Source organism: Rhizobium sp. YTUHZ045 (assembly GCF_051124255.1).
Lineage (GTDB): Bacteria > Pseudomonadota > Alphaproteobacteria > Rhizobiales > Rhizobiaceae > Rhizobium.
Genome location: NZ_CP101436.1, coordinates 219,831 through 246,121, shown reverse-complemented (window position 1 = coordinate 246,121; position 26,291 = coordinate 219,831). Strand labels below are relative to the sequence as shown.

At 61.6% G+C, this 26,291-nt stretch carries 29 protein-coding genes; 19 read left to right on the top strand and 10 right to left on the bottom strand.

What is annotated here, in order from left to right; all coding sequences use genetic code 11:
* The first annotated feature begins 55 nt into the window (after positions 1–55).
* On the top strand, positions 56–535 hold the full coding sequence (locus tag NMA58_RS32580; RefSeq protein ID WP_285193953.1) for a pyridoxamine 5'-phosphate oxidase family protein: 480 nt from the start codon (positions 56–58) through the stop codon (positions 533–535).
* A 45-nt stretch (positions 536–580) separates the two neighbouring features.
* Here NMA58_RS32580 and NMA58_RS32575 read toward each other — a convergent pair whose 3' ends face one another.
* Positions 581–1,492 (bottom strand): LysR substrate-binding domain-containing protein, encoded by a 912-nt coding sequence (locus tag NMA58_RS32575; RefSeq protein ID WP_434715120.1) that lies wholly within the window; start codon positions 1,490–1,492, stop codon positions 581–583.
* Between the two features lie 97 nt (positions 1,493–1,589).
* Between NMA58_RS32575 and NMA58_RS32570 the strand changes: the two genes are divergently transcribed.
* Entirely contained in the window at positions 1,590–2,465 is an 876-nt protein-coding gene (locus tag NMA58_RS32570) for an aldo/keto reductase family oxidoreductase (protein ID WP_434715119.1), read from the top strand.
* A gap of 127 nt (positions 2,466–2,592) precedes the next feature.
* On the opposite strand, the gene NMA58_RS32565 is transcribed toward NMA58_RS32570, so the two are convergent.
* The 8 genes from NMA58_RS32565 to NMA58_RS32530 form a co-directional block, all read right to left on the bottom strand.
* On the bottom strand, positions 2,593–2,784 hold the full coding sequence (locus NMA58_RS32565) for a hypothetical protein (protein WP_434715118.1): 192 nt from the start codon (positions 2,782–2,784) through the stop codon (positions 2,593–2,595).
* 157 nt (positions 2,785–2,941) lie between these two features.
* Positions 2,942–3,856, bottom strand: a complete 915-nt coding sequence (ppk2, locus tag NMA58_RS32560) for a polyphosphate kinase 2 (RefSeq protein ID WP_434715117.1) — start codon at positions 3,854–3,856, stop codon at positions 2,942–2,944.
* Between the two features lie 154 nt (positions 3,857–4,010).
* Positions 4,011–5,663, bottom strand: coding sequence for a GMC oxidoreductase (locus NMA58_RS32555; RefSeq protein ID WP_434715116.1), 1,653 nt, complete (start codon positions 5,661–5,663; stop codon positions 4,011–4,013).
* A gap of 84 nt (positions 5,664–5,747) precedes the next feature.
* Positions 5,748–6,830 carry an ABC transporter ATP-binding protein gene (locus NMA58_RS32550; protein ID WP_434715115.1) on the bottom strand — a complete coding sequence of 361 codons (1,083 nt, stop codon included), beginning with the start codon at positions 6,828–6,830 and terminating at the stop codon, positions 5,748–5,750.
* An 8-nt stretch (positions 6,831–6,838) separates the two neighbouring features.
* Positions 6,839–7,723 (bottom strand): carbohydrate ABC transporter permease, encoded by an 885-nt coding sequence (locus NMA58_RS32545; protein WP_085780761.1) that lies wholly within the window; start codon positions 7,721–7,723, stop codon positions 6,839–6,841.
* Entirely contained in the window at positions 7,723–8,610 is an 888-nt protein-coding gene (locus NMA58_RS32540; RefSeq protein WP_434715114.1) for a carbohydrate ABC transporter permease, read from the bottom strand. Before NMA58_RS32540 ends, NMA58_RS32545 begins: the two co-directional genes overlap by 1 nt.
* A gap of 105 nt (positions 8,611–8,715) precedes the next feature.
* Positions 8,716–9,948, bottom strand: a complete 1,233-nt coding sequence (locus NMA58_RS32535) for an ABC transporter substrate-binding protein (RefSeq protein ID WP_434715113.1) — start codon at positions 9,946–9,948, stop codon at positions 8,716–8,718.
* Between the two features lie 57 nt (positions 9,949–10,005).
* Positions 10,006–10,959, bottom strand: a complete 954-nt coding sequence (locus NMA58_RS32530) for a sugar phosphate isomerase/epimerase family protein (RefSeq protein WP_434715112.1) — start codon at positions 10,957–10,959, stop codon at positions 10,006–10,008.
* A 221-nt stretch (positions 10,960–11,180) separates the two neighbouring features.
* Here NMA58_RS32530 and NMA58_RS32525 point away from each other — a divergent pair, with 221 nt between their 5' ends.
* The 10 genes from NMA58_RS32525 to NMA58_RS32480 all read left to right on the top strand — a co-directional run bounded on the left by NMA58_RS32525 (position 11,181) and on the right by NMA58_RS32480 (position 19,129).
* A complete protein-coding gene (locus tag NMA58_RS32525; RefSeq protein WP_434715111.1) occupies positions 11,181–12,251 on the top strand; it encodes a LacI family DNA-binding transcriptional regulator in 1,071 nt (356 codons plus the stop codon).
* A 137-nt stretch (positions 12,252–12,388) separates the two neighbouring features.
* On the top strand, positions 12,389–12,667 hold the full coding sequence (locus tag NMA58_RS32520; protein WP_064695094.1) for a CopG family ribbon-helix-helix protein: 279 nt from the start codon (positions 12,389–12,391) through the stop codon (positions 12,665–12,667).
* Positions 12,655–12,945 carry a type II toxin-antitoxin system RelE/ParE family toxin gene (locus NMA58_RS32515; RefSeq protein ID WP_430960921.1) on the top strand — a complete coding sequence of 97 codons (291 nt, stop codon included), beginning with the start codon at positions 12,655–12,657 and terminating at the stop codon, positions 12,943–12,945. The genes NMA58_RS32520 and NMA58_RS32515 overlap by 13 nt, the downstream gene beginning before the upstream one ends.
* Positions 12,946–13,143: 198 nt before the next feature.
* Entirely contained in the window at positions 13,144–13,563 is a 420-nt protein-coding gene (locus NMA58_RS32510) for an acetyl-CoA carboxylase biotin carboxyl carrier protein (protein WP_430960922.1), read from the top strand.
* Entirely contained in the window at positions 13,563–14,957 is a 1,395-nt protein-coding gene (gene accC, locus NMA58_RS32505; protein WP_434715110.1) for an acetyl-CoA carboxylase biotin carboxylase subunit, read from the top strand. Before NMA58_RS32510 ends, accC begins: the two co-directional genes overlap by 1 nt.
* The gene (locus NMA58_RS32500; RefSeq protein ID WP_434715109.1) at positions 14,954–15,376 is read left to right on the top strand and encodes an acetyl-CoA carboxylase; all 423 of its coding nucleotides are present in this window, start codon (positions 14,954–14,956) and stop codon (positions 15,374–15,376) included. The genes accC and NMA58_RS32500 overlap by 4 nt, the downstream gene beginning before the upstream one ends.
* Positions 15,373–16,080, top strand: coding sequence for a 5-oxoprolinase subunit PxpB (gene pxpB, locus NMA58_RS32495; RefSeq protein WP_430960925.1), 708 nt, complete (start codon positions 15,373–15,375; stop codon positions 16,078–16,080). The genes NMA58_RS32500 and pxpB overlap by 4 nt, the downstream gene beginning before the upstream one ends.
* The gene (locus tag NMA58_RS32490; protein ID WP_434715108.1) at positions 16,077–17,072 is read left to right on the top strand and encodes a biotin-dependent carboxyltransferase family protein; all 996 of its coding nucleotides are present in this window, start codon (positions 16,077–16,079) and stop codon (positions 17,070–17,072) included. Before pxpB ends, NMA58_RS32490 begins: the two co-directional genes overlap by 4 nt.
* A gap of 25 nt (positions 17,073–17,097) precedes the next feature.
* Positions 17,098–17,865 carry a 5-oxoprolinase subunit PxpA gene (locus NMA58_RS32485; RefSeq protein WP_434715107.1) on the top strand — a complete coding sequence of 256 codons (768 nt, stop codon included), beginning with the start codon at positions 17,098–17,100 and terminating at the stop codon, positions 17,863–17,865.
* Positions 17,866–17,926: 61 nt separating this feature from the next.
* Positions 17,927–19,129, top strand: coding sequence for a pyridoxal phosphate-dependent aminotransferase (locus NMA58_RS32480; protein WP_434715106.1), 1,203 nt, complete (start codon positions 17,927–17,929; stop codon positions 19,127–19,129).
* Between the two features lie 13 nt (positions 19,130–19,142).
* Here NMA58_RS32480 and nac read toward each other — a convergent pair whose 3' ends face one another.
* Positions 19,143–20,048: a nitrogen assimilation transcriptional regulator NAC gene (nac, locus tag NMA58_RS32475; RefSeq protein ID WP_430960929.1), complete on the bottom strand. Its 906-nt coding sequence runs from the start codon at positions 20,046–20,048 to the stop codon at positions 19,143–19,145.
* A gap of 256 nt (positions 20,049–20,304) precedes the next feature.
* Here nac and NMA58_RS32470 point away from each other — a divergent pair, with 256 nt between their 5' ends.
* The 7 genes from NMA58_RS32470 (at position 20,305) to NMA58_RS32440 (ending at position 26,274) form a co-directional block, all read left to right on the top strand.
* Entirely contained in the window at positions 20,305–21,084 is a 780-nt protein-coding gene (locus tag NMA58_RS32470) for an SDR family oxidoreductase (RefSeq protein ID WP_434715105.1), read from the top strand.
* Positions 21,081–21,788, top strand: a complete 708-nt coding sequence (locus tag NMA58_RS32465; RefSeq protein ID WP_430960931.1) for an amino acid ABC transporter permease — start codon at positions 21,081–21,083, stop codon at positions 21,786–21,788. Before NMA58_RS32470 ends, NMA58_RS32465 begins: the two co-directional genes overlap by 4 nt.
* Entirely contained in the window at positions 21,785–22,543 is a 759-nt protein-coding gene (locus NMA58_RS32460) for an amino acid ABC transporter permease (RefSeq protein ID WP_430960932.1), read from the top strand. Before NMA58_RS32465 ends, NMA58_RS32460 begins: the two co-directional genes overlap by 4 nt.
* Positions 22,540–23,304 (top strand): amino acid ABC transporter ATP-binding protein, encoded by a 765-nt coding sequence (locus NMA58_RS32455; protein ID WP_430960933.1) that lies wholly within the window; start codon positions 22,540–22,542, stop codon positions 23,302–23,304. The genes NMA58_RS32460 and NMA58_RS32455 overlap by 4 nt, the downstream gene beginning before the upstream one ends.
* Before the next feature lie 31 nt (positions 23,305–23,335).
* Complete coding sequence (locus tag NMA58_RS32450) at positions 23,336–24,172, top strand: ABC transporter substrate-binding protein (RefSeq protein WP_434715104.1); 837 nt, start codon at positions 23,336–23,338, stop codon at positions 24,170–24,172.
* An 88-nt stretch (positions 24,173–24,260) separates the two neighbouring features.
* The gene (locus NMA58_RS32445) at positions 24,261–24,935 is read left to right on the top strand and encodes a 4-carboxy-4-hydroxy-2-oxoadipate aldolase/oxaloacetate decarboxylase (RefSeq protein ID WP_434715103.1); all 675 of its coding nucleotides are present in this window, start codon (positions 24,261–24,263) and stop codon (positions 24,933–24,935) included.
* A gap of 154 nt (positions 24,936–25,089) precedes the next feature.
* Complete coding sequence (locus NMA58_RS32440; protein WP_430960630.1) at positions 25,090–26,274, top strand: hypothetical protein; 1,185 nt, start codon at positions 25,090–25,092, stop codon at positions 26,272–26,274.
* Positions 26,275–26,291 lie beyond the last annotated feature (17 nt).

Sequence of the window (26,291 nt, the reverse complement as noted above, 5' to 3'; positions counted from 1 at the left end):
GGAACATCGGCTCCAGCAGATGGTTACTCCGTCTTTCGCACAAATGGAGATGACGATGGCCGAGCAGGATGACGCGACGCGGGTATGGGAATTGATCGACCGAATAGGCTTCTGCATGTTGACGACCCGCAACGGCGACAATCTGCGCGCCCGGCCGATGTCCGCCTATAGCGCGCAGCTTGAAAACGCGGTCTATTTTCTGACTGATCTCGCCAGTAACAAGGACGACGAGGTCGCCCGCTGGCCGAACGTCTGCCTGGCCTTTGCCGACACCAAGGCGCAGAAATATCTTTCCGTGTCGGGGACGGCCGAGGTGCAGAACGATCGCGAGAAGATCCGTGAATTGTGGGCAACGCCGGCAAAGGCATGGTGGGACAATCCCGACGATCCCTCCATCCGCATCCTCAAGGTTACCCCGTCTTCGGCTGAATATTGGGACAGCCCCGGCACCATCATCAGCTATATCAAAATGGCTGCCGCAGCGGTCACAAACAGCAAACCGGATATGGGCGACAATGCCGAGGTCACACTCTGACACATAGGCGCGGAGGCCGAAGGCATGCCGCTCCGTCAACCGACGTCAAGCCCGGTTGGCCGACGCCTTGACAAAATCGATGAATGCCCTGAGCGGCGCAGGCACCAGACGCCGGCCGGGATAATAGAGAAACGGCCCGGAAAAGCGCTGCCACCACGGCTCGAGGATGGGCTCGAGAACGCCGCTGTCAAGATGCGGGCGCAGCCAGTCTTCGAAAATGCAGACGATTCCTGTGCCCGCTATCGCCGCGTCGACGGAAAGATCGCTCGCCCCACCGACCCTAACGATTAACGGGCCGGTCGGTTCGACCCGCACCACCTCGCCGTCCCGCTCATATTCCCATGGGGTCGTCAGCGCACCGCTGGCAAAACGGCCCAACAAGCAGGCGTGATCAAGGAGTTCACTCGGATGTTGCGGCCGCCCGTGGTGGTCGAGATAAGCAGGCGATGCTGCAGTGGCAAAGCGCTGGTGGCGCGGACCAATCGGAATCGCGATCATATCCTGCTCCAGCCGCTCGTCATAACGGATGCCGGCGTCGCACCCGGCAGCGAGCACGTCGACAAAGCTCTCCTCGGCGACGATCTCCAGGCGAATGTCGGGATAGGCGGCGAGGAATGGCGGGATGATGGCAGGCAGCACCAGCCGCGCAGCGCTGACCGGCACATTGAGCCGCAGCGAGCCAGCCGGCCTGTCGCGAAATCGGTTGACCACGTCGAGCGCGGCCTCCACCTCCGTCAAAGCAGGGCCGAGCCGCTCCAGCAGACCCTTGCCCGCTTCGGTCGTAACGACGCTGCGCGTCGTGCGATTGAGGAGCCTGACGTCGAGAGCAGCCTCCAGGCGACGCACCGCTTCGCTCAAGAAGGAGGCGCTGCTGCCACTGGCACGCGCTGCCTCGCGAAAACCACCCGCCCGCGCCACTGCAACAAAGGCGTTTAGGTCACTCAGATCTGCTCTCACTGTTCGCCACTCCGCACGGGCTGTGCGGATTGTACTCAATTATCAGACGCTCCGCCAAGGAGTAAGTTTGATCTCATCTGTTGAAAGGAGCGCGACCATGTCCATCATTCATCAATCCGGCACATTCAATATCGGCGACCGCAAAGTGAGCCGACTGGGTTATGGCGCCATGCAGCTCGCCGGCCCCGGCGTGTTCGGTCCGCCCAGGGATCATGACGCCGCCCTGGCGGTGCTGCGCGAGGCGGTCGCGAGCGGTGTGAACCATATCGATACCAGCGATTTCTACGGCCCGCACGTAACCAACCAGATCATCCGTGAAGCGCTCCATCCCTATGGCGACGATCTCGTCATCGTCACCAAGGTCGGCGCGCGGCGCGGCGCGGACGGGTCCTGGATTCCGGCCTTCTCGCGCCAGGAACTGACGCAGGCGGTTCACGACAATCTTCGCAACCTCGGCCTCGAGGTGCTTGATGTCGTCAACCTCCGGATCGCATTTGACCTGCATAGCCCGGCCGAAGGCTCGATAGAAGCACCCCTGACGGTTCTGGCTGATCTCCAGCGGCAGGGTCTGATCCGTCACATAGGTTTAAGCAACGCCACATCGAAACAGGTCGCCGAAGGCCGCGGGATCACCGAGATCGTCTGTGTGCAAAACCAGTACAATCTGGCGCATCGGAACGACGACCCGCTCATCGACGAACTCGCCCGTCAGGGCACCGCCTATGTGCCGTTCTTCCCGCTTGGCGGCTTCACGCCGCTGCAATCGTCCACACTCTCCAATGTCGGCGCACGCCTGAGCGCCACGCCGATGCAGGTGGCGCTCGCCTGGCTGTTGCGCCGCGCAGCCAATATCCTGTTGATCCCCGGCACGTCGTCGCTCGCACATCTCAGGGAGAATCTCGCTGCTGCCGGATTGGTGCTGCCGGATGATGCCGACGAGGAGCTGAACCATATGGCTGACATCGCGGCCTGACGGCCGCGGCGGTGCAATCGTTAGGCCGTGTTCTAGCGCTGCGTAACGAGCTTGCCGGACGTGCTGGCGCAATCTGTCGGTCGGCCGCACCTTGTTGGCTGCGCCAACCGGCCGGTAAACGAGAGCATCAGGATGGCTTCCGTGTCAGAAGCTCATAAGTCACCAAGGCCGCTGACATCGCCAGAAAAACCACGATTGCCAAAGGATAATTGGCACTGGCGTTCGGATCGGCAAGCTTGGGAAGGCCGATAACACTGCCGGCCGCCAGAATCGCCGAGAGCACAACCTCCTGAACGATTAATCTCCAAAAGCCGGTCATGACCAACCTCCCGTCATCTCCTTATTATCGGCCGAAGGACGCTCAGTCTTTATACTTCACGATGCAGCCGTTGGGAAACACGCGTTGACCGCACGGTCCAGTGACCATGCGGTCTCGGTTTCAACGCTTCGGCAGCCGACTTGTTGCGGCTATGCTTTCAATAGCGCTCAGGCACATACATATCAGCCGGAACCGGCGCCCTGATGTAGTCGGCATGACGAATGCGATCCGGCAATTCGATCTCGGGCTTCGGCACGTCCTCATAGGGAATCTGATCAAGAAGATGGGCGATGCAGTTCAGCCGCGCCCGCTTCTTGTCGACGGCCTGCACCACCCACCAGGGCGCCTCCTTGGTGTGTGTGCGCGCCAGCATTTCTTCCTTGGCCTTGGTATATTCCTCCCAGTGGATGCGGCTTTCCATGTCCATCGGCGAAAGCTTCCACTGCTTCAGCGGATCGTGGATGCGCATCTTGAAGCGGAATTCCTGTTCCTCGTCGGTGATCGAGAACCAGTATTTGATCAGCACGATGCCGGATCGGACGAGCATCCGTTCGAATTCGGGCACCGAGCGGAAGAACTCCTCGAGTTCGTCAGGAGTGCAGAAGCCCATCACGCGCTCGACGCCGGCGCGATTGTACCAGCTGCGGTCGAAGAGCACGATCTCGCCGGCGGTGGGAAGATGCGGGACATAACGCTGGAAATACCATTGATGGCGCTCCCGTTCGGTCGGCGCAGGCAGTGCCACTGTGCGGCAGACGCGCGGGTTGAGCCTTTGGGTTACGCGCTTGATCGCGCCACCCTTGCCGGCCGAATCCCGGCCTTCGAAAAGCACGACCACTTTCAATTGCTTGTACTGGACCCAATCTTGCAGCCGTACCAGCTCATGCTGCAGCCGGAACAGCTCGCGGAAATAGATCTTCCGATCGAGCGTCTGCTCCGCCGGTTCGGTCATTCCTTCGACGACTAGATCGTCCAGCCGGTCTTCCTCCAGCTGCATTTCCAGCTCCTCATCGAAGCTGTCGGCGATTTCGGCCTTTATCCGGCTGAGCTGGTCCTGATGTGTTTTAGACATGGGCTTTCCCTTCCTGCTCAGTTGACAGGAGCATGTCACTGCAAAGTTAGTGTGACGGTTGGATAACCCACAGCTCGTTCACTTGTTCGCCTCTTTCGCCACTCCACATGCCGGCGAACTTTTTAGACGCCGCCTACACGAGATGGAGGCGTGCCTAGAGCAGCCCCGTTCGGTAATGGTCGACAAGGTTGCGGCAAGCGCGGATCGTCAGCGCCATGACGGTGAGCGTCGTGCCAGCGATGCCGCTGCCCGGAAAGGCGCTGGCGTCGGTGACGATGAGGTTCGGAGCATCCCACAGTTGATTGTAGGGATTGAGCACTGAAGCTTCCGGGCTTTCGCCCATGCGCGCACCGCCGGTTTCATGAATTGCTGCGCCCATGCACATGGTCTTGCGGAACCATGTGCGGAACATGAAGCGGCTGAAGGCATCGGCGTCGGGAAAGGCGCCTCTGCCCATCTCCTTGAGGCCGGTGGGCGATCCGATGAATTCAAGATCGCCGCCGACCTCTTTGACCATGGCGATCAACGTCTCCTCCTGCCGGCGGAGCAGCCGCCGCTCCTCCTCCTGCATGACGCAGCGAATGTGTGGCACCGGAATATTCCAGGCGTCCTTGCGCTTGCCATCGAGCGTGATGCGATTGTCGGCATAGGGCAGCATGCGGCCGAAGCCGAAGAAGGCGAGACGCGCATCGGCCTCCTCTGAAACCGGCGCCCTGCCGATGCTGCCCTGATAGTCGAAATCGCCGCGGGCGGCGTCACCCTCGTCGAAACGCGGGATGAAGATGCCACCCGACGGATTGTAGAAGGGATCGACAGGAGCGGAATCGTCAACGGCCCAACCCTTCGCCTTGGGAAAGGAGCCAAAGGCAAGGCATGGAAGCTGATCCATGAAATAGCGCCCGAGCGCGCCCGAGCTGTTTCCGAGCCCGTCAGGATGTCTTGCCGATACCGAGTTCAGCAGCAGCCGCACGCTCTCGATCGGCGAGGCCGCAAGCACGATTGTCGCGGCGCGAGCCGTCGAAACCTTGCCCGTGTTGCGATCGATGAATTCCGCACCGGTGGCGCGGCCGGTTTTTTCGTCGGTGGTGATGCGACGCACGACGGCGTCATAACGGACGGTCAGCCGGCCGGTCGCCTTTGCGTCCCGCAGCGGTCGCGGCATGCGTTCGGCGTCCGGCGCTATATAGCGCCAGGAGATGACGCGCCGGTCCGGCCAGCGGCTTTCTACAGCCTGCTTGAATATCTGCTCGGCGGGCGTGAGGCTTGCCGGCTTCGCATAGACGCCGTCTGGCAAGGTCGGCACATCGTCCTTGTTGCCGTAGAGCTCGAGATAGGCTTCGACTTCGTCATAGAAGGGCGCAAGCTCGTCATAGGAGATCGGCCAGTCCACGCCCTTTCCGGTGCGCGATCGGATCTTGAAATCATCGTCGGTCCAGCGCAGCAGCACGCGGCCGAAACTGTGCAGGCGCCCGCCGCCCTGGCGGCCGCGGATCCAGAGAAAGGGCTGGTTCTTCGGCGTCGTATAGGGGTTCTTGCGATCGTTGACGAAGAAGTGGCTGAAGCGCTCGGTAAAGAAGGCCGCCCGCGCCTGGATCGGCTGGCCCTTCAGGGTGGCGCGCGCACGCTCCCATATATTGATGCTGCTTGCCGGCGCCTTCTTGCGTGCCGGGTCGAAATCCCTGGGGCCGACGGCCGGCCCAGCCTCGAGCAGCAGCACCGACAGGCCCTTGGCCGTCAGCTCTTTGATCGCGAAGGAACCCGCCGCGCCGGAGCCGATCACCAGCGCATCATAAACGATCTCAGACATGTCTTTTCAAATCCTGTCCTGGAGCAATTCCTCAATGCAGCGCAAAGCACATCCGAAATTGCGGGAAAGCAAAGGAATGGCGCGTCAAAGCCGCGATCCATCGGCAGCGAAGAGTGACGCCTTGGTGATATCAAGGCCCGGAGCCATGGCATCGCCGGGCTTGAAGTCGACGTCGCCCATGAAACGAAGGGAGAGACTGTGCTCCGCCCAGTCGAACCAGACGACGGCATCCGAACCCATCGGCTCGACGACGGAAACACGGCCAGCAATGGTGGGAAGCCCGCTTGCCGCCCCGTCGAGCACAAGGTGCTCAGGGCGAAAGCCCAACGTAACAGGTCCTTCCACGGCAGCCGTGCGGAAGGCATAGTCGGTGAGGTCGACGGCTAGGCCGTTGCTTCTGAAGACGGGTGCTCCGCCGCCGCGCTCGATCCGGCCCTCGACGAAATTCATCGCCGGAGCACCGATGAAGCCGGCGACGAAGAGATTGGCCGGACGGCGGTAGATCTCGGCCGGCGAAGCGAGCTGCTGGATCACGCCGTCGCGCATGATGGCGATGCGGTCGGCGAGCGTCAGGGCCTCGACCTGATCGTGGGTCACGTAAATCATGGTATTGCCGAGGCTTTGATGCAGCTTCTTGATCTCGACGCGCAATTCGTTGCGCAGCTTGGCGTCGAGATTCGACAGCGGCTCGTCGAAGAGGAACACATCCACTTCTCGCACCAGTGCCCGGCCGATGGCGACGCGCTGGCGCTGGCCGCCGGACAGCTCGGCAGGACGCCGGTCGAGCAATGTGTCGAGATGGAGGAGCGCGGCCGTGCGGGCGACGCGTGCCTCGATCTCGGCCTTTGGCAGGCCTGCGACGCGAAGCCCGAAGGAGAGGTTCTTGCGGACCGACATGCGCGGGTAGAGTGCGTAGGACTGGAAGACCATGCCGATGCCACGGTCCTTCGGCTCCTCCCAGCTGACATTCTTGCCCGAGATCCAGATTTCGCCTGCAGTAATGTCCTGCAACCCGGCGATGGCGTTCAGAAGCGTGGACTTGCCGCAGCCGGAAGGGCCGAGCAGCACCAGGAATTCGCGCGGCGCGATATTGATCGACATCTTCTCGATCACTGTATGGTCGCCATAGGCGATCTTCAGATCCTTGACGGAGACGGCAGATTGCATGGAATACGTTACCCCTTGACTGCGCCGGCGGCGATGCCGCGCACGAACCAGCGGCCGGACAGGAAATAGATGGCGAGCGGAACGATGGCGGTGAGGATCGTCGCCGCCATGTTCACGTTATAGGTGCGCTCGCCCATCGTGGTGTTGACGATGTTGTTGAGCTGCACGGTCATCGGCAGGTTGTCCCGGCCGGCGAAGACGAGGCCAAGCAGGAAGTCGTTCCAGATGCCGGTGAATTGCAGCATCGAAACCACGACCACCATCGGCACGGCGATCGGCAGCATGATCTCGAAGAAGATGCGCCAGAATCCGGCGCCGTCGACGCGCGCGGCCTTGCAGAGCTCCTCCGGCACGCTGACGAAATAGTTGCGGAAAAGCAGCGTCACCAGCGGCAGTCCGAAGATGACATGGACGAGAATGATGCCGGCGAGCGAATTATAGAGACCGATATTCGCCATGGCGCGAACCATCGGATAGAGGAAGATCTGATAGGGGATCAGACCACCGGCCATGAGCAGGCCGAAGAGCGCATTTGCCCCACGCGGCCGCCAGAGCGACAGCGCATAGCCGTTGACTGCGCCGATGAAGACCGAGAGCGCGACGGATGGAACGGTGATCGCCACCGAATTCCAGAAGCCGCTACGAATGCCGACGCAGACGGTTCCCATGCAGGCCCCCGACCAGGCGGTCACCCAGGCAGAGAAATCGAGCGTGGCGGGCAGGGCAAAGATCTGCCCGAGTCGGATTTCGTCCATGGACTTCAGCGAAGTGACGACCATCGTATAGAGCGGCAGAAGGAAGAAAAGCGCAGCGCCGACCAAGAAGGTATAAAGGCCGATGCGTCCCGCCGTGATCCGTGCCGGCTTCGGCCCGTTCGGGTGAGGCTGGTTCATCACGCCCCTCCCTTTGCCTGGTTGCGCATGTGCATCGCGTAACGGAACGGCGCGACTGCGATGACGACGCCGAGGACGAGCACCGTCGCGCCTGCTGTGGCGAGGCCGAGATTCTGGCGCCCGAACAGATTGTCCATGATGAATTTTGCCGGCACCTCGGTGGCATTGCCGGGGCCGCCATTGGTCATGGCGACGACGATGTCGTAGGTCTTGATCACGCCCATGGCGAGCAGCATGCCGGCAGCGGCGAGCGCCGGCCCGAGCTGGGGCAGAATGATGGAGACATAGATGCGCCAGACGGGAATGCCGTCGATGCGCGCCGCCTTCCATTGCTCGGCCTCGATGCCACGTATGCCGGCAAGGGCGATCACCATGACGAGCCCCGCGCCCTGCCAGACGCCGGCGAGCACCAGCGCATAGAGCGCCGTGTCGCGATTGACCACCCAGTCGAGGACGAAGCTTTCCCAGCCAAGCGAACGCACACTCGCCTGAATGCCGAGTGTCGGATTGAGCATCCATTGCCAGATCAGCCCCGTCACCACGAAGGACATGGCGTAGGGATAGAGGAAGATCGTCCTGAAGGCGCTTTCAAAGCGGATCTTGCGGTCCAGTGCTGCGGCCAGCAAGAAGCCGAGCACCAGACAGCCGGCCACATAGAGGACGCCGAAGATCAAGACGTTTTGCAGCGAGGCGAGCCATTTGGCGGAAGCGAAGAGCTTCGCATACTGTGCAAAGCCGACATAGGTCGAGGACGGAAAGAGTGTGGAGTTGGTGAAGGACAGCCGGATCGACCAGGCCATGGTGCCGATGAAGACCACGACCGCGGCGAACCATGTCGGCAAGAGGGCGATGGTCGCGGAAAGATTACGCTTGCGTTTGACGGACATCGGCCAGCTCTTTGACGGATGGAAAGCGGAACACCCGCCGCCGCGTAGCACGCAGCGGCCGGCAGCCGTGGCCATCGGGGTCGGCCCGACACCACGGGCACGATCCTACTCGAAGATGGCGAAGAAGTTTTCGGCAGCGGTCCCCGCGTCGTTCGAACCGCCGCTCCAATATTCGTCGACGAAGTCGTCGAGCGCGCCGACCTGCTGGGGCGTGAGCACGATCGCCTGATCCGGCACGATGGCGCCGGCGCTCATCAGTTCGAGACCCTTTTGGGCGCAGGCATCGAGTTTCGACTTGTCGACATCGGAGCGCATCGGAACCGAGCCCTTCTTGAGGGCGAATTCGACCTGGACGGTCGGGTCCATGACGACCTCGGCGAGAAGCTTCTGCGCCTTGTCGGTCTGGGCGTTGCCGGTCTTCGGGAACCAGAGGGCATCGGCGATGTAGACCATACCTTTGGATTCAGGAGCGATCATGCAGCCATAATCCTTGCCCGGCTCCTGGCCGGCGACGGTGAATTCGCCCTTGGCCCAATCGCCCATGAACTGCACGCCGGCCTTGTCGGTGATCAGCATGGCGGTTGCGTCGTTCCAGTTGCGGCCGGCCGCACCCGCATCGACATAGCCGCGCAGCTTGCCGAGGATTGCGAGCGTCTTCTTCACGCCCTCGACGGATGCCTCGCTCTTGTCCTTGTCGGCATAGATCTTCAGGAAGCCGTCGGTCCCGACCTGCGAGAGCAGGATCATGTTGAAGACCTTGGTCTGCTGCCAGGGCTGGCCGCCCCAGGCGACCGGGATGATGCCGGCGGCCTTGAGCTTGTCGAGATCGGCGAAAAACTCGTCCCAGCTCTTCGGTTCCTGCCCAATACCAGCCTTGCCGAAGGCTTCCTTGGAATAGAAGACCCAGCTTTCGCCATGAGCACCTGTTGGAGCGAGATAGACCTTGCCGTCATAGGAAATGAGATCATGGATCGATTTCGGCAGGGAATCAGCCCATTTGCCGGCGGCGGCCACGTCGTCGATCGGATTGAACAGCCCCTGGCTGACGAAATCGGCGGCGGCAAGACCGATGACGCCCTGCTTGGCGCCCGGCGCGTCACCGGCAACGATGCGGTTCTGGAAGGCGGCATCGGCCGCGCCGAAACCGGCGATCGAGGAATCCTTCCAGACGCCCCCGCGCTTTTCGAATTCGCTTCTGATGACGTTAAGGGCCGCGGCTTCGCCGCCCGACGTCCAGGACGACATGATCTCGATCGTCGGCTTGTCCTCGGCATGCGCCGCGGCGACGAGACCGGCGAAAGCAACGCCGGCAAGGAAAAGCTTCATCATGGTCTTCATTGTTCCACCTCTTGAAAATGCCCTCTTGGCGGGGCGTTTATCGTCTTCGGAATAATATCAGCGATAGATCGGCAGGAGTGCCTGCCGGACGAGCGTGAGCCCGTTGACGATGTCGCGGACGGGATCCGGCGCGGCATCGAGTTCGAGGATCGCCCAGCCTTCATAGGCGCGGTCGCGCAGCAGCCGGATCCAGGCCGGCCAGTCGACCCGTCCGAGGCCGAAGCCGCAGAAATAGGGCTGGTGGCGTTCGTGGATGTGCTTGTCGATTGGGGTGTCGGCAGGCATCGGACCGACCGCATCCTTCCAGTGAGCGATGATCATCCGCTCGTGATGGCGATCGACGAGCTGGACGGGGTCGGAGCCGGCAACGATGATATGGGCCGTGTCGGGGCACATATGCACATAGGCCGGATCGGTCAGCAGCATCATCAGGTCGACGTCTCGCGCCGCGGCAAAGACCGAATGCGCCTCCGTGTGCAGCGCAAGCCGCACGCCCTTGGCATAAAGGGTCGCGCCGAGTCGGTTCAAGAAATCGGCGATCGTCTTGGCGCGGTCGAAATCATGGAGCTGCACCGGTTGGGCGCCGAGCGTCTGGCGCAGGGGCGCGCCGATCACCATGATGTCGCTGCCGCAGGCTTTCAGGAAATCGGCATATCGTTCCGCCTTGTCGATCAGCGCGCGCTGGGCTTCAGGATCGGTAAAGTCTCCCGCTGCCTCGAGCTCGGCAAAGAAGCCGCTGCAAAGCGTCAGGCCACGCCTTGCCAGTTCGGCAACAAAGCCATCGATCGAACCATAGGTCTTGATCGCGTCCTGCCAGTTGAAGGGAGAGAAGGTCAACTCGACGCCGGTGACGCCGGAGGCCTGGACACTGTCGAGGATCTTGTCCCAAAAGGCGCGCGGCGCGGCGCGTGCATGGTGGACGATCGCATCATGGCTGCCGACGCCCCAGAAGCCGGGATGGAAGAACGTCACGAGATCGACGCCGAAGCGTAGTCTATCGCCAGTGGCCATAAGCTATCCATTCTCAAGGCACGACCCATCTGCATGCGAAACAGTGGCTCCGCATTCAATTAATCATGCGTTTTCAAAGCATTAAGAAATGGCAATCGTTTGCCACGCTCAGATGATAGCCAAGCTGGTTTTTTAAGCAAGCGATTTTTGGCAAACGTTTGCTATAAACCGTCACCTGCCTTAGAATTGCAAATCGAAGCATCCGGGAGACGGAATTAAAAGTGAATAAAAACAAGGATGTGGCGGGAGAAGAGCCGTCTGGCGCGTTGATGGCCGACGTTGCGCGGCTCGCCGGTGTCGCGATATCGACGGTCAGCCGGGCGCTTGCCAATCCCGGACGGGTCAACGAGAAGACCCGCGCCAAGATCAATGCGGCCGCCAGGCAACTCGGCTACACGCCGAACGCGATGGCGCGCGGCCTCAGGGTCGGAAAATCCAATACCATCATGATCATTTTGCCGGGTTCGCCTTATTACGGCGCCTCGCAGATCATCCCGCAGGTCCTGCAAAGCATCAATAAATCCCTGATCCAAAGGGGGTATAACTTGATGATCGCCAATCTCGATCGCGAGGAAGCTTCCGAACGGCACATACTTGATCTTGCCTTCAGCGGCACGGTTCGGGGAGCCATTATCTTCTCGTCGAAACTTCCGGAGATCGAAGGACGTTCGCCTGCGGGGGCAGGCCTGCCGATCGTCTCGATGTTGTTCGACATGAGTGATGCCGGTTTGCCGAGCGTCGTCACCAACGACCGGGAGGCAATCCGTGACGCGACGATGGAATTGATCCGTTCGGGTCATCGGCGCTTCCTCTATATAGCCGGCCCCGAGGGAAACGACCACGACGTCGAGCGCTACGCCGGGGTCATTGAGGCTCTACGCACAGAGGGACTTTCCGAGGAAGCCGTGTCGAGATCTGGCGGCGACCTCGAATACCAGCATGGCTTCGAGATCGGCATTCGCGCAGCCGATGATTTCATGAAGCTCGCCGTCAGGCCGACGGCTGTCATCGCAACGAGCGATGACATGGCAATCTCGTTCATGAGCACTATTCAGCGCAAAGGCCTTGTTATTCCAGAGCACGTATCCGTCGTTTCCTTCGACGGCTCCCCGGTCTGCGAATTCTGTTCGCCGCCGCTCTCGACGATCAAACAGCCCGTGGAAGAAATGGGACGCGCGGCCGTGGAACTCCTGCTCGGCGCCATCGGCCAGAGGCAGGATGCGGCAACGATGCGCACCGTCATCCGCAGCGAGCTTATCCTGCGGGAGAGCATTGCCCCTGCGAAGGATTGACGATGCCGGAACCAACCGCGCACAGAAGCACATGACCGTAAGAATAGGTGCTGCGCGATGGGTAAATTCATTCGTAGACAAATACCGCAGGGAAGCCTAAGTTAGCGTCAGGTATTACCTGTAGCTAAGGACACCTTATGGCATCGCCAACCTCGCTCAAGCTCGATGATGAGTTGAAGGGCCGCGTCCAACAACTGGCCGAGGCTCGCCGCCGTTCGTCCCACTGGATCATGCGTGAAGCGATTGCGCAATACGTCGAGCGCGAGGAGAAGCGCGAGGCGCTGCGACAGGAGACGCTTGGTGCCTGGAATGAATTTGAAGCGACGGGACTGCATGTCACCGGCGCCGAGGTCGAAAAATGGCTTTCGACTTGGGGAACTGACGACGAGTTGCCCGCACCCGAATGCCACAAGTGATCTTCTCCCCGGCCGCAATCCGCGATCTTGAGCGGCTTCGGGAATTCTTGCGACCGAAAAAGCCATCAGTCGCCAAGCGGGCAGGCGAAACTATTCTCAAAGGCGTGAGCGTCCTCGGTGCGCATCCCCATATAGGACGCCTCATCGAGGATATGCCCGAGCAATACCGGGAATGGCTCATCGATTTCGGAGATAGCGGGTACGTCGCTCGTTATCGTATGGATGGCGACATTTTGACGATCCTCGCCGTGCGGCATCAGAAGGAAGCAGGGTTCTGACCAGGATTTCGAGGGTCCCGCACCTGTCGTTGGGGGAATTCACAACCAACGGGCGGGATGTCCCATAGGGTACAGACTGCGCTCCATCAAAACTTCGTCTGACCCCATCGCTCCGCCCGTCGTGCTACGAAATCACAACACCGGGCGATCTGAAACTTCGGCTATGCGCGGTGGGATTTTGAAGTTCCGAGCACGCACATGGACCTCTCGAAGATCAAGACGCTGATCGACTTTGTCGGACGATCTAATATTACCGAGCTGACCGTGACGGAAAAGGACGTGACGGTTCGGATTTTCCGAACGGCGGCGGGGCAGGAGGCTGTCGCCGAACCCGAGCAAAAGCCGAGACCAATCGCCGGTGCGCCCTTGGGCGTCGAGCAACCGTCCTATGCGGTGACGGCGCCTGTTTTCGGCGTTCTGCACAAGGCCCCGGCGCCCGGGGAACCGCCATTTGTCGCGATCGGAGACGCGGTGGAGGAGGGGCAGACACTCTTCATCATCGAGGCGATGAAGGTCTTCAACACGATCACCGCACCGCGGGCCGGGCGCATCATGCGCCTGACCGAAATAGACGGCGGCGAGGTCGAGACCGGCGACCTGCTGGCGGAGATTGCCTGATGTCGGAAACACCTGAACAATCAGCTGCCTCAGGGCGCCGCTTCGATTCCGTCCTCATCGCCAATCGCGGCGAGATCGCAGCACGGATCCAGCGTGCCTGTCGCGAGCTCGGCGTTACGACGGTCGCCATCTGCTCGGAGGCTGACAGGGAGGCACCCTACGGCAGCACCGCTGACAGCTTTCTCTGCATCGGCCCGTCGAGTGCGGCGAAAAGCTACCTCAATCAGGATGCCATTCTCCTCGCGGCGCGCCTGACCGGTGCGGGCGCCATCCATCCCGGTTACGGGTTTCTGTCGGAAAATGCGGCATTCGCGGACGCCGTCGAAAAGGCCGGGCTGGTCTTCATCGGGCCGACCGCTTCGTCGATCGCGACCATGGGCGACAAGATCGCGGCGAAGCGGGCGATGATGGCAGCCGGCGTGCCCTGCGTTCCCGGCCCGGATACCGCGCTGCCCGACGATCCCACATCGGTCGAGCGAATAGCGCTGGAGATCGGATATCCCGTCATCATCAAGGCGTCAGGCGGCGGCGGCGGCCGCGGCATGCGTGTGGTGCCGGAGGCCGGCCAGTTGCAGGAAGCGATCGCGCTGACGCGGGAAGAAGCCCGAAAGGCTTTCGGCTCACCCTCGCTCTATATGGAGAAGTTCCTCCAGCAGCCGCGCCATATCGAGATACAGGTTCTTTGCGACGACCACGGGAATGCCGTGTGGCTGGGGCATCGAGATTGCTCAATGCAGCGCCGCCATCAGAAGGTGGTGGAGGAGGCGCCGGCGCCCGGTATCGCGTCGGATATCATCCAGCCGGTCGGCATGGCCTGCGTCGAGGCCTGCCGGCAGATCGGCTACCGGGGCGTCGGAACCTTCGAATTCCTCTATGAGGACGGCGCCTTCTATTTCATCGAAATGAACACGCGGCTTCAGGTCGAGCATCCCGTCACCGAGCTGACGAGCCGGGTCGATATCGTCCAGGCGCAGATAAAGGCGGCCCAGGGTGAGGTTCTGAATCTCATCCAAAGTGAGGTGATCTGCGAAGGCCATTCTTTCGAATGCCGTATTAACGCCGAAGATCCCGACACCTTCCTGCCGTCGGCAGGTGTCATCACCCATCTGGCCTTGCCTGAGGGTTCAGGTATCCGCGTCGATACGCATATCCACGCCGGCTACAAGGTCTCGCCCTATTACGACTCGCTGATCGCGAAACTGATCGTGCATGCGCCGACGCGGGCGCAAGCCATGGCAAGAATGTGCGACGCGCTTGCCGGCACCGAGATCGAGGGGATCGCCACCAATATTCCCTTCCTGCGCGCTTTGTTCGAAGACCATGCTTTCGCGCGTGGCGAGACTGACATTCACTATCTCGAACAATGGCTGAAGCTGCGGAGGGCGGCGGCATGAGCGCGATCGATTTCAGCGATCCGGCGACCATCGCGCTGCTTACCGAAGCGCTGACGGCCGCCGGAGTGGGCGGGCTGGAAATCTCCCGTCCGGGCGCACAGCTTCGCATCGTCATTTCAGGGGAGGGGGAGGCGCGGATCAGCGCGACGGAAGCGACGCCGCGCGCGCCGGGCTCCGCGCAGGCGGTCGTCAAGGCGCCGATGGCAGGCCGCTTCTGCGTCGACCATCCCGCCGCCGCCTTGCCGCAAGATCTGCCGCGATCCCTGTCCGTCGCCGATATCCTCGGCTTCATCAGGGTAGGGGACGTGCTGCTTCCCCTTCGCGCCGGCCGTTCTGGTGTTCTGACCAGACTGCTCGCCGCACCGGGCGCGCTGGTTGGTTACGGCGACCCTCTGTTCGAAATCAGGTTCTCATCATGATCGTCACGACGACCAGGCACGCATCGCAACGCGAGATCGTTCCGGCCACCAAGAGCCGGGCACGGGTTTCCTCGATCGGCGCCAGGGCCTTTCTGCTCGAGGCGCCCGGTGAATTCGACCTTGCCGCGCAGCGGCGGATCTGGGCTCTCTCCCGGACCGTGAAAGGCTGGACCGACCTTGCGGAAGACATTCCGGGGATGACCAACCTGCTGGTGATTTTCAAGGAGACGCCCGAGGACCCCGATGCGGTGGTCGCGCGGCTGCTGGAGGCCTGGGCGAATGCTGAGAGCATCGATCTCGATGGCAAGACCATCGAGATCCCCGTCCATTACGGCGGCGAATATGCGACGGATCTTCCGGCCCTTTGCGATCTCTCGGGCCTGACCGATCGCGAGGTGGTGCGCATCCATCATCAAGCGACCTACCGCGTTTTCGCTTTGGGAAGCGCTCCCGGCTTCGGCTATCTGCATGGCCTCGACCCACGCATCTACATGCCACGGAAGACCGTGCCCTCGCTGAAGATGGCGAAGGGCTGCGTGACCATCGGCGGCATGCAGACCGGCGTCGCAATGCTGACAGGCCCCAACGGCTGGAATTCCATAGGCTTCGCGACACTTGAGATGTTCGATCCTGCCTCGCCGTCTCCGGCCATGATGGCGCCGGGAGATACGGTGCGGTTCCTGCCGGCGAGGATCGAGCTATGATCGAGATCTTGGAAAGCGGCCCTTTCAACACGGTGCAGGATCTCGGCCGTTTCGGCTATCGCGATATCGGCGTATCGGCGAGCGGCGCGATGGATCCGCTTGCGGTCCGAATCGGCAATATTCTCGTCGGCAACGACGAGAATGCGGCTGTGATCGAGGTGCAGACCTTCCCGTTCAGCCTGCGTTTCCAGAGGCGCACCGTCTTTGCCGTAACCGGCGCCGACGGCAAACCTCAGCTCGAGGGATCGGAACGGCTTGCCTGGTGCGCCCAGATCGCCGAACCCGGACAGGTTCTCGAGTTGAGGCAGCCGCCGCGTCTGGCACGCTCTTACGTTGCACTCGGCGGCGGGCTGGATGTTCCTATTATCATGGGCTCGCGCAGCACGTCGCTCCGCGGCGGCTTTGGAGGCAATGCAGGCCGGCCACTGGCGAAAGGCGATCGGATCGTGGTCGGCGAGGACCCGGAGATTGCCATGCTGCCGGCCACGGGGCTCGCCGTCGTCGAACCGGCGACAGCGCTCAGCGATGTCTTTCCGGCCCTAGTCGATGGCGTATTGCCGATCCGCGCCCTGCCGGCAGGCGAGCATGAGCTTTTCACCAAAGACGGCGAAGCCTTCTGGAGCCAGACATGGAGGATTTCCTCCCGAAGCGACCGGACCGGCTACCGCTTGTCAGGCGAACCCATCAAGCCGGTGGCATCGATCGAGATGCGCTCCCACGGTGTCGTTCCCGGTGTGATTCAGGTGCCGCCCGGCGGCGAACCGATCGTGCAGATGAGCGATGCGAACACCGCCGGCGGATATCCGAAAATCGCCGGCGTGATCGAATGCGATCTCTGGCGGCTGGGACAGGCCCGCATTGGTGCCCGCCTGTGCTTTGTTCGCTCGACACACGCCGAAGCGCGCGCTGTCGAACAGGCCGTCACCCGCTATGTCGATGACGTCAAACAGACGTCCCGGATGGTCAAGCGCGCTTTGCAGGTGATGGCCTAGAAGACACCGTCAAAAGGAGGAACTCATGAAGATCGATCTGAATTCCGACATGGGCGAAGGATTTGGCCCCTACCGGCTGTGCGACGACGAAGCGATGATGAAAATCGTCTCCTCGGCCAACATCGCCTGCGGCTTCCACGGCGGCGATCCCGACACAATGGGGCGCATGGTCCGGCTCGCCAAACAGAACGGCGTCGGCATCGGCGCCCATCCCGGTCTGCCCGACCGGTTCGGCTTCGGCCGGCGCGAAATACCGTTTTCGGCGGACGAACTCCGCCAGCAGATGCTCTACCAGCTCGGCGCCCTGATGGCGATCGCCAGAAGCGAACAGGTCACTGTGTCCCATCTCAGCTTCCATGCGGCGATGGGCAATATGGTGAACCGCGATCCTGTTATCGCCGACCTGATGATGGATGCGATCGCCACCGTCGATCCCAGTCTCGTGGTCTTCGTCACTTCGGGCAGCGAGATCGAATTGGCGGCCAGACGTGCGCGCCTGAAGACACTGGCACTTTTCCTCGCGGACCGTGCCTATGATGCCGACGGCAAACTCGTCCCGCGCGCGCTGCCGGGCGCCGTCATCAAGGACGAAGCCGCAGTGCGCGCGCGCGTGCGGCAATTCCTGCTCGACGGAACTGTCCGAACGATCGACGGAGCCGTGATCGCCATGCCGGCGCGCTCCATTCTCGTTCACAGCGATACGCCCGGCGCCCTCGAACTTGCCGGCATCGTGCGCGGCGAGATCGAAGCCACCGGCGCCACGCTCGCTCCCGCCGCCGAACTCGCCGAATGACATAATCCCGATCGCCTGCCGGCGATCCATAAGGCCAATCCCTCATCGAAGGACCATTCCGATGTCCATCAAAGCCGACCGCCTGAAAAACGTCTCTATTTCAGCATCCGCCGCCATGACTCAGCGCGCGAGAGAGCTCGCCGCCAAAGGCATCCAAGTCGTCAGCCTCTCCTCCGGCGAACCAGATTTCCCCACTCCGGCGCACGCAATCGAAGCGGCGCATGCCGCAGCGCTGGCGGGGGATACGAAATATCCGCCGATGGACGGCACGCCGGCGCTCAAGGCCGCGATCATTAGAAAGTTCAAGCGCGACAACAATCTCGACTACGACGCCAGTCAGATCGTCGTCTCGGGCGGCGGCAAGCAGGTGATCTTCAATGCGATGCTAGCAACCTGCAATCCGGGCGACGAGGTCGTCATTCCGACACCCTCCTGGGTGAGCTATGCCGACATCGTCAAATTCGCCGGCGGCGTCCCGGTCGCCGTTCCATGCCATGAGCAGACCGGCTTCAAGCTGCGCCCGGAGGATCTGGAGGCGGCGATTACGCCACGCACCAAATGGCTCTTCCTGAATTTCCCGAACAATCCCACCGGTGCGGCTTGTTCCCGGGCCGAGATGGCCGCCATCGCCGAGGTCATGCTGCGTCATCCCCACGTCTGGATCATGACCGACGACATTTACGAGCACCTAGTCTATGACGACTTCCAGTTCTGCACAATGGCGGAAGTCGAGCCGAGGCTTTACGATCGCGTGCTGACGATGAACGGCGTCTCCAAGGCTTACGCGATGACGGGCTGGCGGCTCGGCTTCTGCGCCGGGCCGAAAGAGTTGATGGCAGCTATCAGCAACGTCAACGGACAGAACGGCGGCGGCATCGCGACGCTGACCCAGGCGGCCGCGACCGCAGCGCTCGACGGACCTCAGGATCTCCTGAAGGAGCGGGCGGCGATCTACAAGAAGAGACGCGACTTTGTTCTGGACAAACTGTCGGAGGTGGAGGGGCTGCGCTGCCACAGGCCCGAAGGTGCCTTCTACATCTATCCCAACATTTCAGGGCTGATCGGTAAGACCAGCAGAGGTGGAAGAAAGATCGAGACGGATGTCGATTTCGTCATGGCGCTGGTCGAAGAACACCATGTTGCGACCGTGCAAGGCGCGGCTTACGGCATGAGCCCGTTCTTCCGCATTTCCTACGCGACCAGCATGGAGAAACTCGCCGACGGTTGCGCCCGCATCGCCGAGTTCTGTAAGGATATGCGCTAACCGGCAGCCTGCCTCAGGCTTTCAGCCGCGCTGTGAGCTCGAGGAGAATATCTCGGACGGCAAGGGCCGGCTCCGACAGGGGATTCTGGTCGGAAACGCAAAGCGACAGGGTTTCCTCGATCCGCGGAGAGACGAGCCGGCAGATCAGCGGCTCGCTCGATTCCGATACGATACGATCGGCAATGGCTTTCGGCATGATCGTTGCGCCGAGACCGCGGCCGACCGCGCGCCCCAGGGTGCGGACGATCTCGACTTCCGCCACGACTTTCAAATTGGTGCGGGTGCGCGTGAAGGCCGTATCGACTGCGCGGCGGACAAAATTATAGGCCGGCGGCAGCAGCATCGGTATCCCGTCGAGAGTGTTGACGGAGACGGGTTTTGCATCCGCGTCGATCGCAAAATCGCGATGCGCGACCAGGAAAAATTCCTCGCTGAGGATCGGTTCGAACCGCACGCCTTTGATTGGTCCGGTTCCATGCAGAAGGGCTATCTCCAGCCGGCCGTTCATGATCATCTGGCTATAGGTCTGGCCCACACTTTCGGTCAGATGCAACAGGATGCCGGGATGCCGCTTCCGGGTCTCTGCCAGCAGATCGACCGACAACGTGGCAGCGCTGCTGAAAGGGACCAGACCAACGGAGACACGCCCTGCAAGGGAATTGCCGGCCGCAGAAGCATCCGCTTGCGCCTGCTCCATCTGCCGGAGGATAATCTGTGCGTGGCGATACACCGCATGGCCCGCATCGGTCATGCTGACGCCCTGCTGGCTGCGGATCAAAAGCTTCTGGCCGAAATGCTCCTCCAGTCCCGCCAGCTGCTGACTGAGCGCCGGCTGGGCGATATGCAAAAGATCCGCCGCGCGCGTGATGCTGCCGCTGTCGACGATCACGATGAAGGATTTGAGGCGTCTGATGTCCATGGGGATCGGGGAACCGTTCTGATCTGCTGGGATGGCATGTTTGCAGACGCGTATAGCTTTTGCAACGCGACGCGATCGTCAACCGGCCGGGCCTTGCTGAGGTATGGATACGGCAAATAGCGCCGACATCGCATCTTTCTGTTCTTCGGCAGCCGCGCAAAGCTCCATAACCGTTGCTTATTGCTCCAGAGATAATCGGTCTTAGGCAAGGGGTTGAAGCTTCGCTACTCTCTCAATCAACAACAAGGGAACGACAATGCCATTCTCCGACTACAAGACCGCACTGGTAACCGGCGCCTCCTCCGGAATCGGCGCAGCCGTTGTCGAGCGGCTCTGCCGGGAGAACATCGAGGTCCACGCGGTTGCCCGCAGCACTGAGCCGCTGCAGCAGCTGGCCGCGCGGACGGGCTGCATCCCTCATGTCATCGATGTGACAGACCGAAAGGCAATGGCCGAGCTCACGGCTCAGTTGGAATTCGACATTCTCGTCAACAATGCCGGCGTCGACCGGCCGAAGAAATTCCTGGAAGCCGACGAGGGCGATATCGATCTCATCGTCGACGTCAATCTCCGGGCCGTTCTGCACCTCTGCCGCCTGGTGGTGCCGGGCATGGTGGCGCGCGACCGCGGCCACGTCATCAACATCTCGTCGATCGCCGGCGCCTACAATTTCGGCGGCAACTCATCCTATCACGCCACCAAGGCAGGCGTGAGCATGCTGTCCAACCAGCTGCGCATCGACGCTTTCGGCAAACGGGTGCGGGTCACGGAAATCTGCCCCGGCCGGGTCGCCACCGATATCTTCAATCACGTCCATGGCAATGACCCCAGCGTCCGGGAGCGGTTCATCGAGGGTTTCGAATTGCCGCAGGCGGCCGATATCGCCGATGCGATCGCCTTCGCCATCGCAGCCCCGGTCGCGGTCAACATCGGACATATGGAGATCACCCCGACGCTGCAGGTCATGGGCGGCCTGCAGACGGCCAAGCCGCAGTCTGTGGCGAAGACGGATCAATCCGGGGAACCAAAACCGTGAGCGGCTTCGACCTTTCGGCGATCCTCGGAAATCCGGAATATGCCGCCATGCTGCTGCATGGCATCGAGATGACCTTCATCATCTATGCCGGTTCCTGGTTGCTGGCGATGACGCTGGCACTTCTGCTGCTGGGTCTGCGCCTGTCGCCCTTTCGCTTCGGCGATCCGTTGGTCGCCGCTTACGTTTCCTATCACCGCAACGTCCCGACGCTGGTGCAGCTCATGCTCTGGTATTTCGGGATCTTCACGCTGATGCCGAGCGGTATCGCGAATTGGCTGGCAAGCCACAATGCGGAGTCCATCTTCGCGGTGATCGGGCTGGGGCTCTGCCAGGCGGCCTATTTCAGCGAAGATCTTCGTTCGGGCGTGCGTTCGGTCAGTGACGGCCAGATGCAGGCAGCCCGTGCACTGGGCCACGGCTACGTCTCGGCGATGCGTTTCGTCATCATGCCGCAGGGCGTGCGCAACGCTCTGCCGCCGCTCATCAATCACAGCGTCTCCCTGTTCAAGAACAGCAGCCTCGCCGTCGTCATCGGCGCGTCAGAGCTGACGCATGCCGTCAAGGAAATCGAGAACCTCAGTTTCCGCACCTTCGAGATCTACCTGATCGGCACCGCTCTCTACCTCTTCTTTTCCCTCGTGATCATGAGCATCGGCGCCTACCTGTCGATGCGCGCCGATCCTGCCCGGAGTGCCCGCGCATGATCCAGGACATGATCGCCATCATCAAAGACTATTGGCTGCTGCTCCTGATCGGCCAATATCCGAACGGACCGCTCGGCGGGCTTGCCAATACGCTGATCCTTTCGGCGCTCAGCATCGCACTCGCTTTTCCGGTGAGCATCCTGTTCGCAATGGCGCGGCTCTCCAGGTCGCCGCTGCTGCGTTGGCCGGTCACCGCGCTCGTCTATTTCACCCGTGGCGTACCGCTCCTGATGCTCATCCTGTGGAGCTATTTCCTGGTGCCGCTATTGACCGGCGCCGATGTGCCAAGCTTCGTCACCATGCTGACGACGCTGGTTGTCTATCAGAGCGCGTTTCTCAGCGAAGTCGTCCGCGCCGGCATTGTCGCGCTCGGACCCGGCCAGATGGATGCCGCGCGTGCGCTTGGCCACGGCTATATGGGCGCGATGCGTTACATCATCCTGCCGCAGGCGCTCTACAACATGATCCCGAGCATCCTCTCCACCTTCGTCTCGACGATCAAGGATACGACGCTCGGCTATGTGATCAATGTGCCGGATCTCACCTTTGCGGCGAGCCAGGTCAACAACCAGCTCCTGACGCAGCCCTTCCAGGTCTTCCTTATCCTGGCGATCGTCTACTTCATCATCTGCTGGACGCTCACCTACTTCGCAAATCGCCTCGAGCGGCGCATCACGCGGCGGCGTGCGGGACTCCTCAATGTTCCCACGGCCTCCTTGGTCACGCCAGCGAAAATCGTATCGGAGCAGTTATGACCATGTCAGTTTCCGCGCAGCAAGCGCAGACGATCCGGCTTTCGCAGGTCTGCAAGAGCTACGGCGACTATCCGGTCCTGAAGGACATCGATGCTGAGGTCGCGCGCGGCGAGGTGGTCGTGATCTGCGGTCCATCGGGCTCCGGAAAATCGACGCTGATCCGCACGATCAATCGCCTGGAGGAGATCAACAGCGGGTCGATCACGCTCGACGGACAAAACATCCACGCGCCGATGCGGGCAAAGGAGCTCAACGCGATGCGCAGCCGGATCGGCTTCGTATTTCAGAACTTCAACCTCTTTCCGCATCTTTCCGTGGCAGAAAACGTCTCGATGTCGCCGATCCGGGTGAAGGGCGTAGCGCCCGAAGTCGCGCACGAGAAGGCGCTCAAACTTCTCGACCGCGTCGGCCTCGCCGACAAGGCCCGAGCCTATCCCGGCCAGCTCTCGGGCGGCCAGCAGCAGCGTGTGGCGATCGCTCGTGCCCTCGCGATGGAGCCGCCGGTGATGCTGTTCGACGAACCGACCAGCGCGCTCGACCCCGAAATGGTCGGCGAAGTGCTCGCCGTCATGAAGAGCCTGGCGTCGGAAGGCATGACCATGCTCTGCGTCACCCACGAAATGGGTTTCGCGCGCGAGGTCGCCGACCGGATCTGGTTCATCGATGCCGGCCAGATCATCGAAATGGCGACGCCTGAGGACTTCTTCAGCAATCCGACCCATCCCCGGGCTCAGCGTTTCCTAGCTGATCTCAGGCATTGATACCAACCACCAAAAACAAAGGAGAACAGCAATGAACTGGAAATACCTCAGCCTTACCGTCGCATTCGCCGGCCTGGCCGCCGCCATGCCTGCAAAGGCCGATCAGCTCGACAGCATCATGTCGGCAAAAACGCTACGCTGCGCGACTTTCGCCGACGTTCCCCCCTTCGCTTCGCCCGATCCGAAGACCCGCGAAATGGCCGGTTTCGACGTCGATCTCTGCGGCGCCATCGCCAAGGAACTCGGCGTCAAAGCTGAAATCAAGCCTGTTTCGGTCGAAGCCCGCGTGCCCGAGGTCAAGCTTGGCCGCGTCGACATCACCGTAGCCAATCTTGCCTATACGCTGAGCCGCGCCGAGCAGATCCAGTTCAGCGACCCCTATTATCTCGCCAAGGAAATGCTGATCGTGCCGGCCGACGATGCAGGCAAGACGAAGGCCGATTATGCAGGCCAGCGCATCGCTTCGACCAAGGGCTCGACGTCGGAAATGTCGATCAAACTCAACAAATCGGAACCGCTGACCTTCCAGGACACGGCTTCCGCCTATCTCGCCGTTCAGCAGGGCAAGGCGCGCGGCATGGTGGCAAACACCATGACGACGACCAAGTTCGTCAATGAATCGAAGAGCAAGGGCAAGGAAATGCGGATGATCGAGGAGCCGATGCTCTACCAGCCGATCGGCATCGGCATGGCCAAGGATCAGCCGGCGCTCACCGCCAAGATCAACGAGATTCTGCACAAGCTCGACGAATCCGGCGAGATCAACAAGATCTGGGACAAGTGGCTCGGCCCGAGCACCGAATACAAGATGACCCGCACCGACAAAGTCGTGCCGCTTAGCGAACTGAAATTCGACCCGATCCCGTAGACCGATCGGTCTCGGACCTCCCGAAGACAATGCAACCGAGATAAGACGGCGGGATTTGCCCGCCGTCTACAAACGATGTGAGGCATCCATGATTCATATAAAAGATATCGCTGAACGGCCCAGCAAAGCCGACATCGAGGCCGTTTCCAAATTTTCGCCGGCGACCATCCACGAAGCCCAGGGGCGCCGCGGCGCACTCTCCTCCCGCCTCAAGCCCGTCGACTACCGCATGAAATTGTGCGGCCCGGCATTCACGGTGAAGTGCGCGCCGCGCGACAACATTATGCTGCAGCTCGCCATAAACTATGCAAAGCCGGGCGACATCATCGTCGTCTCGGCCGGTGAATACGAAGAGGCCGGTTCCTTCGGCGATGTCCTTGCCAATGCCTGCCTTGCAAAGGGCATCGGCGGTCTCGTCACCGACACGGGCGTGCGTGACACGCTGCAATTGCGGGAACTCGGTTTCCCGGTCTTCTCGCTCAGCGTCTGCATCAAGGGGACGGTCAAGGAAACCATCGCGGCGGTGAACGATCCGATCATCGTCGGCGGCGAAATCATCAATCCCGGCGACATCATCGTCGGCGATGCCGATGGGCTGGTGGTCGTGCGCAGGCAGGATGCCCAGGAAGCCGCCCGGCTGTCGCAAGCTCGCGAAGATGCCGAAGCCGGTTATATCGCCGACTACAAGGCGGGCAAATCGGTCATCGAGGTCAGCAAACTGGAAGCGGTGCTGAAGGCCAAGGGCCTTGTTGTCGACATCTGAGATGACATAGACGCCGTCTTGCAAGGGGGCTGCATGCCGTCGCCCGCCTTGACTGGATAAGCTTGGCTCGCCTGGGGGGATTTCTGCAGACGAACTCTGGACACTATTATGGACACATGTTCTATAAAGCGGACAGCGTTGACGGGAGCAGGCGATGCATCTTTCCATGTGGACATACCCCTGGGACGTTCAGGACCAGGGGCTCCGGCCGCTCGCCACCGAGCTTCGCCAACGTGCCGGTCTCACGGCAATCAGCCTGGCGACCTCCTATCATGCCGGCCGCTTCCTCCAGCCGCGCAGCCCGCAGCAGAAGGCCTACTTCCCCGAAGACGGGACGGTCTATTTCCGGCCGGATGAAAGCCTGTGGCAGGACAAGCTGATCCGGCCGCTGATGGCCCAGAATGTGACCGAGCGCGGCGACATGCTCGAAGCGCTCGTCAGGGAGCGGGAGACCACGGGTCTCAAGGTCTCCTGCTGGACGGTCTGCCTCCACAATAGCCGCCTCGGCATGCTGCATCCCGACCACGTGACGCGCAACGCCTTCGGCAATCCCAACTATTACAATCTTTGCCCCTCCAGCCCGGCCGCGCGCGACTATGCCGTCACCCTTGTCCGCGACATCACGGTGAATTACCGGCCCGACATGGTCGAGCTCGAAAGCCCGAACTTCATGGGCTTCGCGCATGAATACCACCACGAGAAAGACGGCGTCGGCCTGAATGCCGAAGATGATTTCCTGCTGTCGCTCTGCTTCTGCGATCATTGCATCGCGCGCGCCGCAAAGGCCGGCGTGCCAGTCGGAGGCGCGCGCAGAACTGTGGCGCGCTTCATTGCCGAACTCTGCGAACGAGCTGTGCCGGAGCGGCAGTTCCCGGATTTCCCGGCGGCTGGCATCGATGCCTTCTGGGATCATCCCGATCTCCATGCCTATCTTGCGTGGCGCAGCGAGCCGGTGACCAGCCTGATAGGCGAGATCAAGGGTGCGGCCGATCCGGCGACTCGTATCGTGCTCATTGACCTGAAGGACGGCTGGCTCGGCGGCGTCGATCTCGCAGCCGTCGGCAAGCTCTGCGACGGGGCGATTCTTTGCTGTTACGACATGACGCCGGAGGCCGTCGGTGATGTCATCCGAGCCGGCCGGGCGGCAATGGGGCCGGGAAAGTTCCTCGGAGTCGGGCTGCGCGTCTTCTATCCCGAGGTCGGCGGACCTATGGTGCTCGCCGCACGCGCCAAGGCCGCCCTCGATGCCGGCGCCGATGGGGTGAATTTCTACAACTACGGCCTCGTTCCGGCAAAGCGTCTCGATTGGGTCAAGGCCGCGGTGGACGCAATCAGTTAAGCGCGAGCGCGCGGGGA

Bases quoted from the DNA above. Each gene is read 5' to 3' on its own strand.
- NMA58_RS32540 (WP_434715114.1), bottom strand. From the start codon at position 8,610: ATGTCCGTCAAACGCAAGCGTAATCTTTCCGCGACCATCGCCCTCTTG.
- NMA58_RS32440 (WP_430960630.1), top strand. From the start codon at position 25,090: ATGCATCTTTCCATGTGGACATACCCCTGGGACGTTCAGGACCAGGGG.
- NMA58_RS32550 (WP_434715115.1), bottom strand. From the start codon at position 6,830: ATGCAATCTGCCGTCTCCGTCAAGGATCTGAAGATCGCCTATGGCGAC.
- ppk2 (WP_434715117.1), bottom strand. From the start codon at position 3,856: ATGTCTAAAACACATCAGGACCAGCTCAGCCGGATAAAGGCCGAAATC.
- NMA58_RS32480 (WP_434715106.1), top strand. From the start codon at position 17,927: ATGTCCATCAAAGCCGACCGCCTGAAAAACGTCTCTATTTCAGCATCC.
- pxpB (WP_430960925.1), top strand. From the start codon at position 15,373: ATGATCGTCACGACGACCAGGCACGCATCGCAACGCGAGATCGTTCCG.
- NMA58_RS32555 (WP_434715116.1), bottom strand. From the start codon at position 5,663: ATGTCTGAGATCGTTTATGATGCGCTGGTGATCGGCTCCGGCGCGGCG.
- accC (WP_434715110.1), top strand. From the start codon at position 13,563: ATGTCGGAAACACCTGAACAATCAGCTGCCTCAGGGCGCCGCTTCGAT.
- NMA58_RS32445 (WP_434715103.1), top strand. From the start codon at position 24,261: ATGATTCATATAAAAGATATCGCTGAACGGCCCAGCAAAGCCGACATC.
- NMA58_RS32510 (WP_430960922.1), top strand. From the start codon at position 13,144: ATGGACCTCTCGAAGATCAAGACGCTGATCGACTTTGTCGGACGATCT.
- NMA58_RS32455 (WP_430960933.1), top strand. From the start codon at position 22,540: ATGACCATGTCAGTTTCCGCGCAGCAAGCGCAGACGATCCGGCTTTCG.
- NMA58_RS32460 (WP_430960932.1), top strand. From the start codon at position 21,785: ATGATCCAGGACATGATCGCCATCATCAAAGACTATTGGCTGCTGCTC.
- NMA58_RS32580 (WP_285193953.1), top strand. From the start codon at position 56: ATGGCCGAGCAGGATGACGCGACGCGGGTATGGGAATTGATCGACCGA.
- NMA58_RS32535 (WP_434715113.1), bottom strand. From the start codon at position 9,948: ATGAAGACCATGATGAAGCTTTTCCTTGCCGGCGTTGCTTTCGCCGGT.
- NMA58_RS32450 (WP_434715104.1), top strand. From the start codon at position 23,336: ATGAACTGGAAATACCTCAGCCTTACCGTCGCATTCGCCGGCCTGGCC.
- NMA58_RS32570 (WP_434715119.1), top strand. From the start codon at position 1,590: ATGTCCATCATTCATCAATCCGGCACATTCAATATCGGCGACCGCAAA.
- NMA58_RS32490 (WP_434715108.1), top strand. From the start codon at position 16,077: ATGATCGAGATCTTGGAAAGCGGCCCTTTCAACACGGTGCAGGATCTC.
- NMA58_RS32565 (WP_434715118.1), bottom strand. From the start codon at position 2,784: ATGACCGGCTTTTGGAGATTAATCGTTCAGGAGGTTGTGCTCTCGGCG.
- NMA58_RS32530 (WP_434715112.1), bottom strand. From the start codon at position 10,959: ATGGCCACTGGCGATAGACTACGCTTCGGCGTCGATCTCGTGACGTTC.
- nac (WP_430960929.1), bottom strand. From the start codon at position 20,048: ATGGACATCAGACGCCTCAAATCCTTCATCGTGATCGTCGACAGCGGC.
- NMA58_RS32470 (WP_434715105.1), top strand. From the start codon at position 20,305: ATGCCATTCTCCGACTACAAGACCGCACTGGTAACCGGCGCCTCCTCC.
- NMA58_RS32485 (WP_434715107.1), top strand. From the start codon at position 17,098: ATGAAGATCGATCTGAATTCCGACATGGGCGAAGGATTTGGCCCCTAC.
- NMA58_RS32520 (WP_064695094.1), top strand. From the start codon at position 12,389: ATGGCATCGCCAACCTCGCTCAAGCTCGATGATGAGTTGAAGGGCCGC.
- NMA58_RS32500 (WP_434715109.1), top strand. From the start codon at position 14,954: ATGAGCGCGATCGATTTCAGCGATCCGGCGACCATCGCGCTGCTTACC.
- NMA58_RS32515 (WP_430960921.1), top strand. From the start codon at position 12,655: ATGCCACAAGTGATCTTCTCCCCGGCCGCAATCCGCGATCTTGAGCGG.
- NMA58_RS32545 (WP_085780761.1), bottom strand. From the start codon at position 7,723: ATGAACCAGCCTCACCCGAACGGGCCGAAGCCGGCACGGATCACGGCG.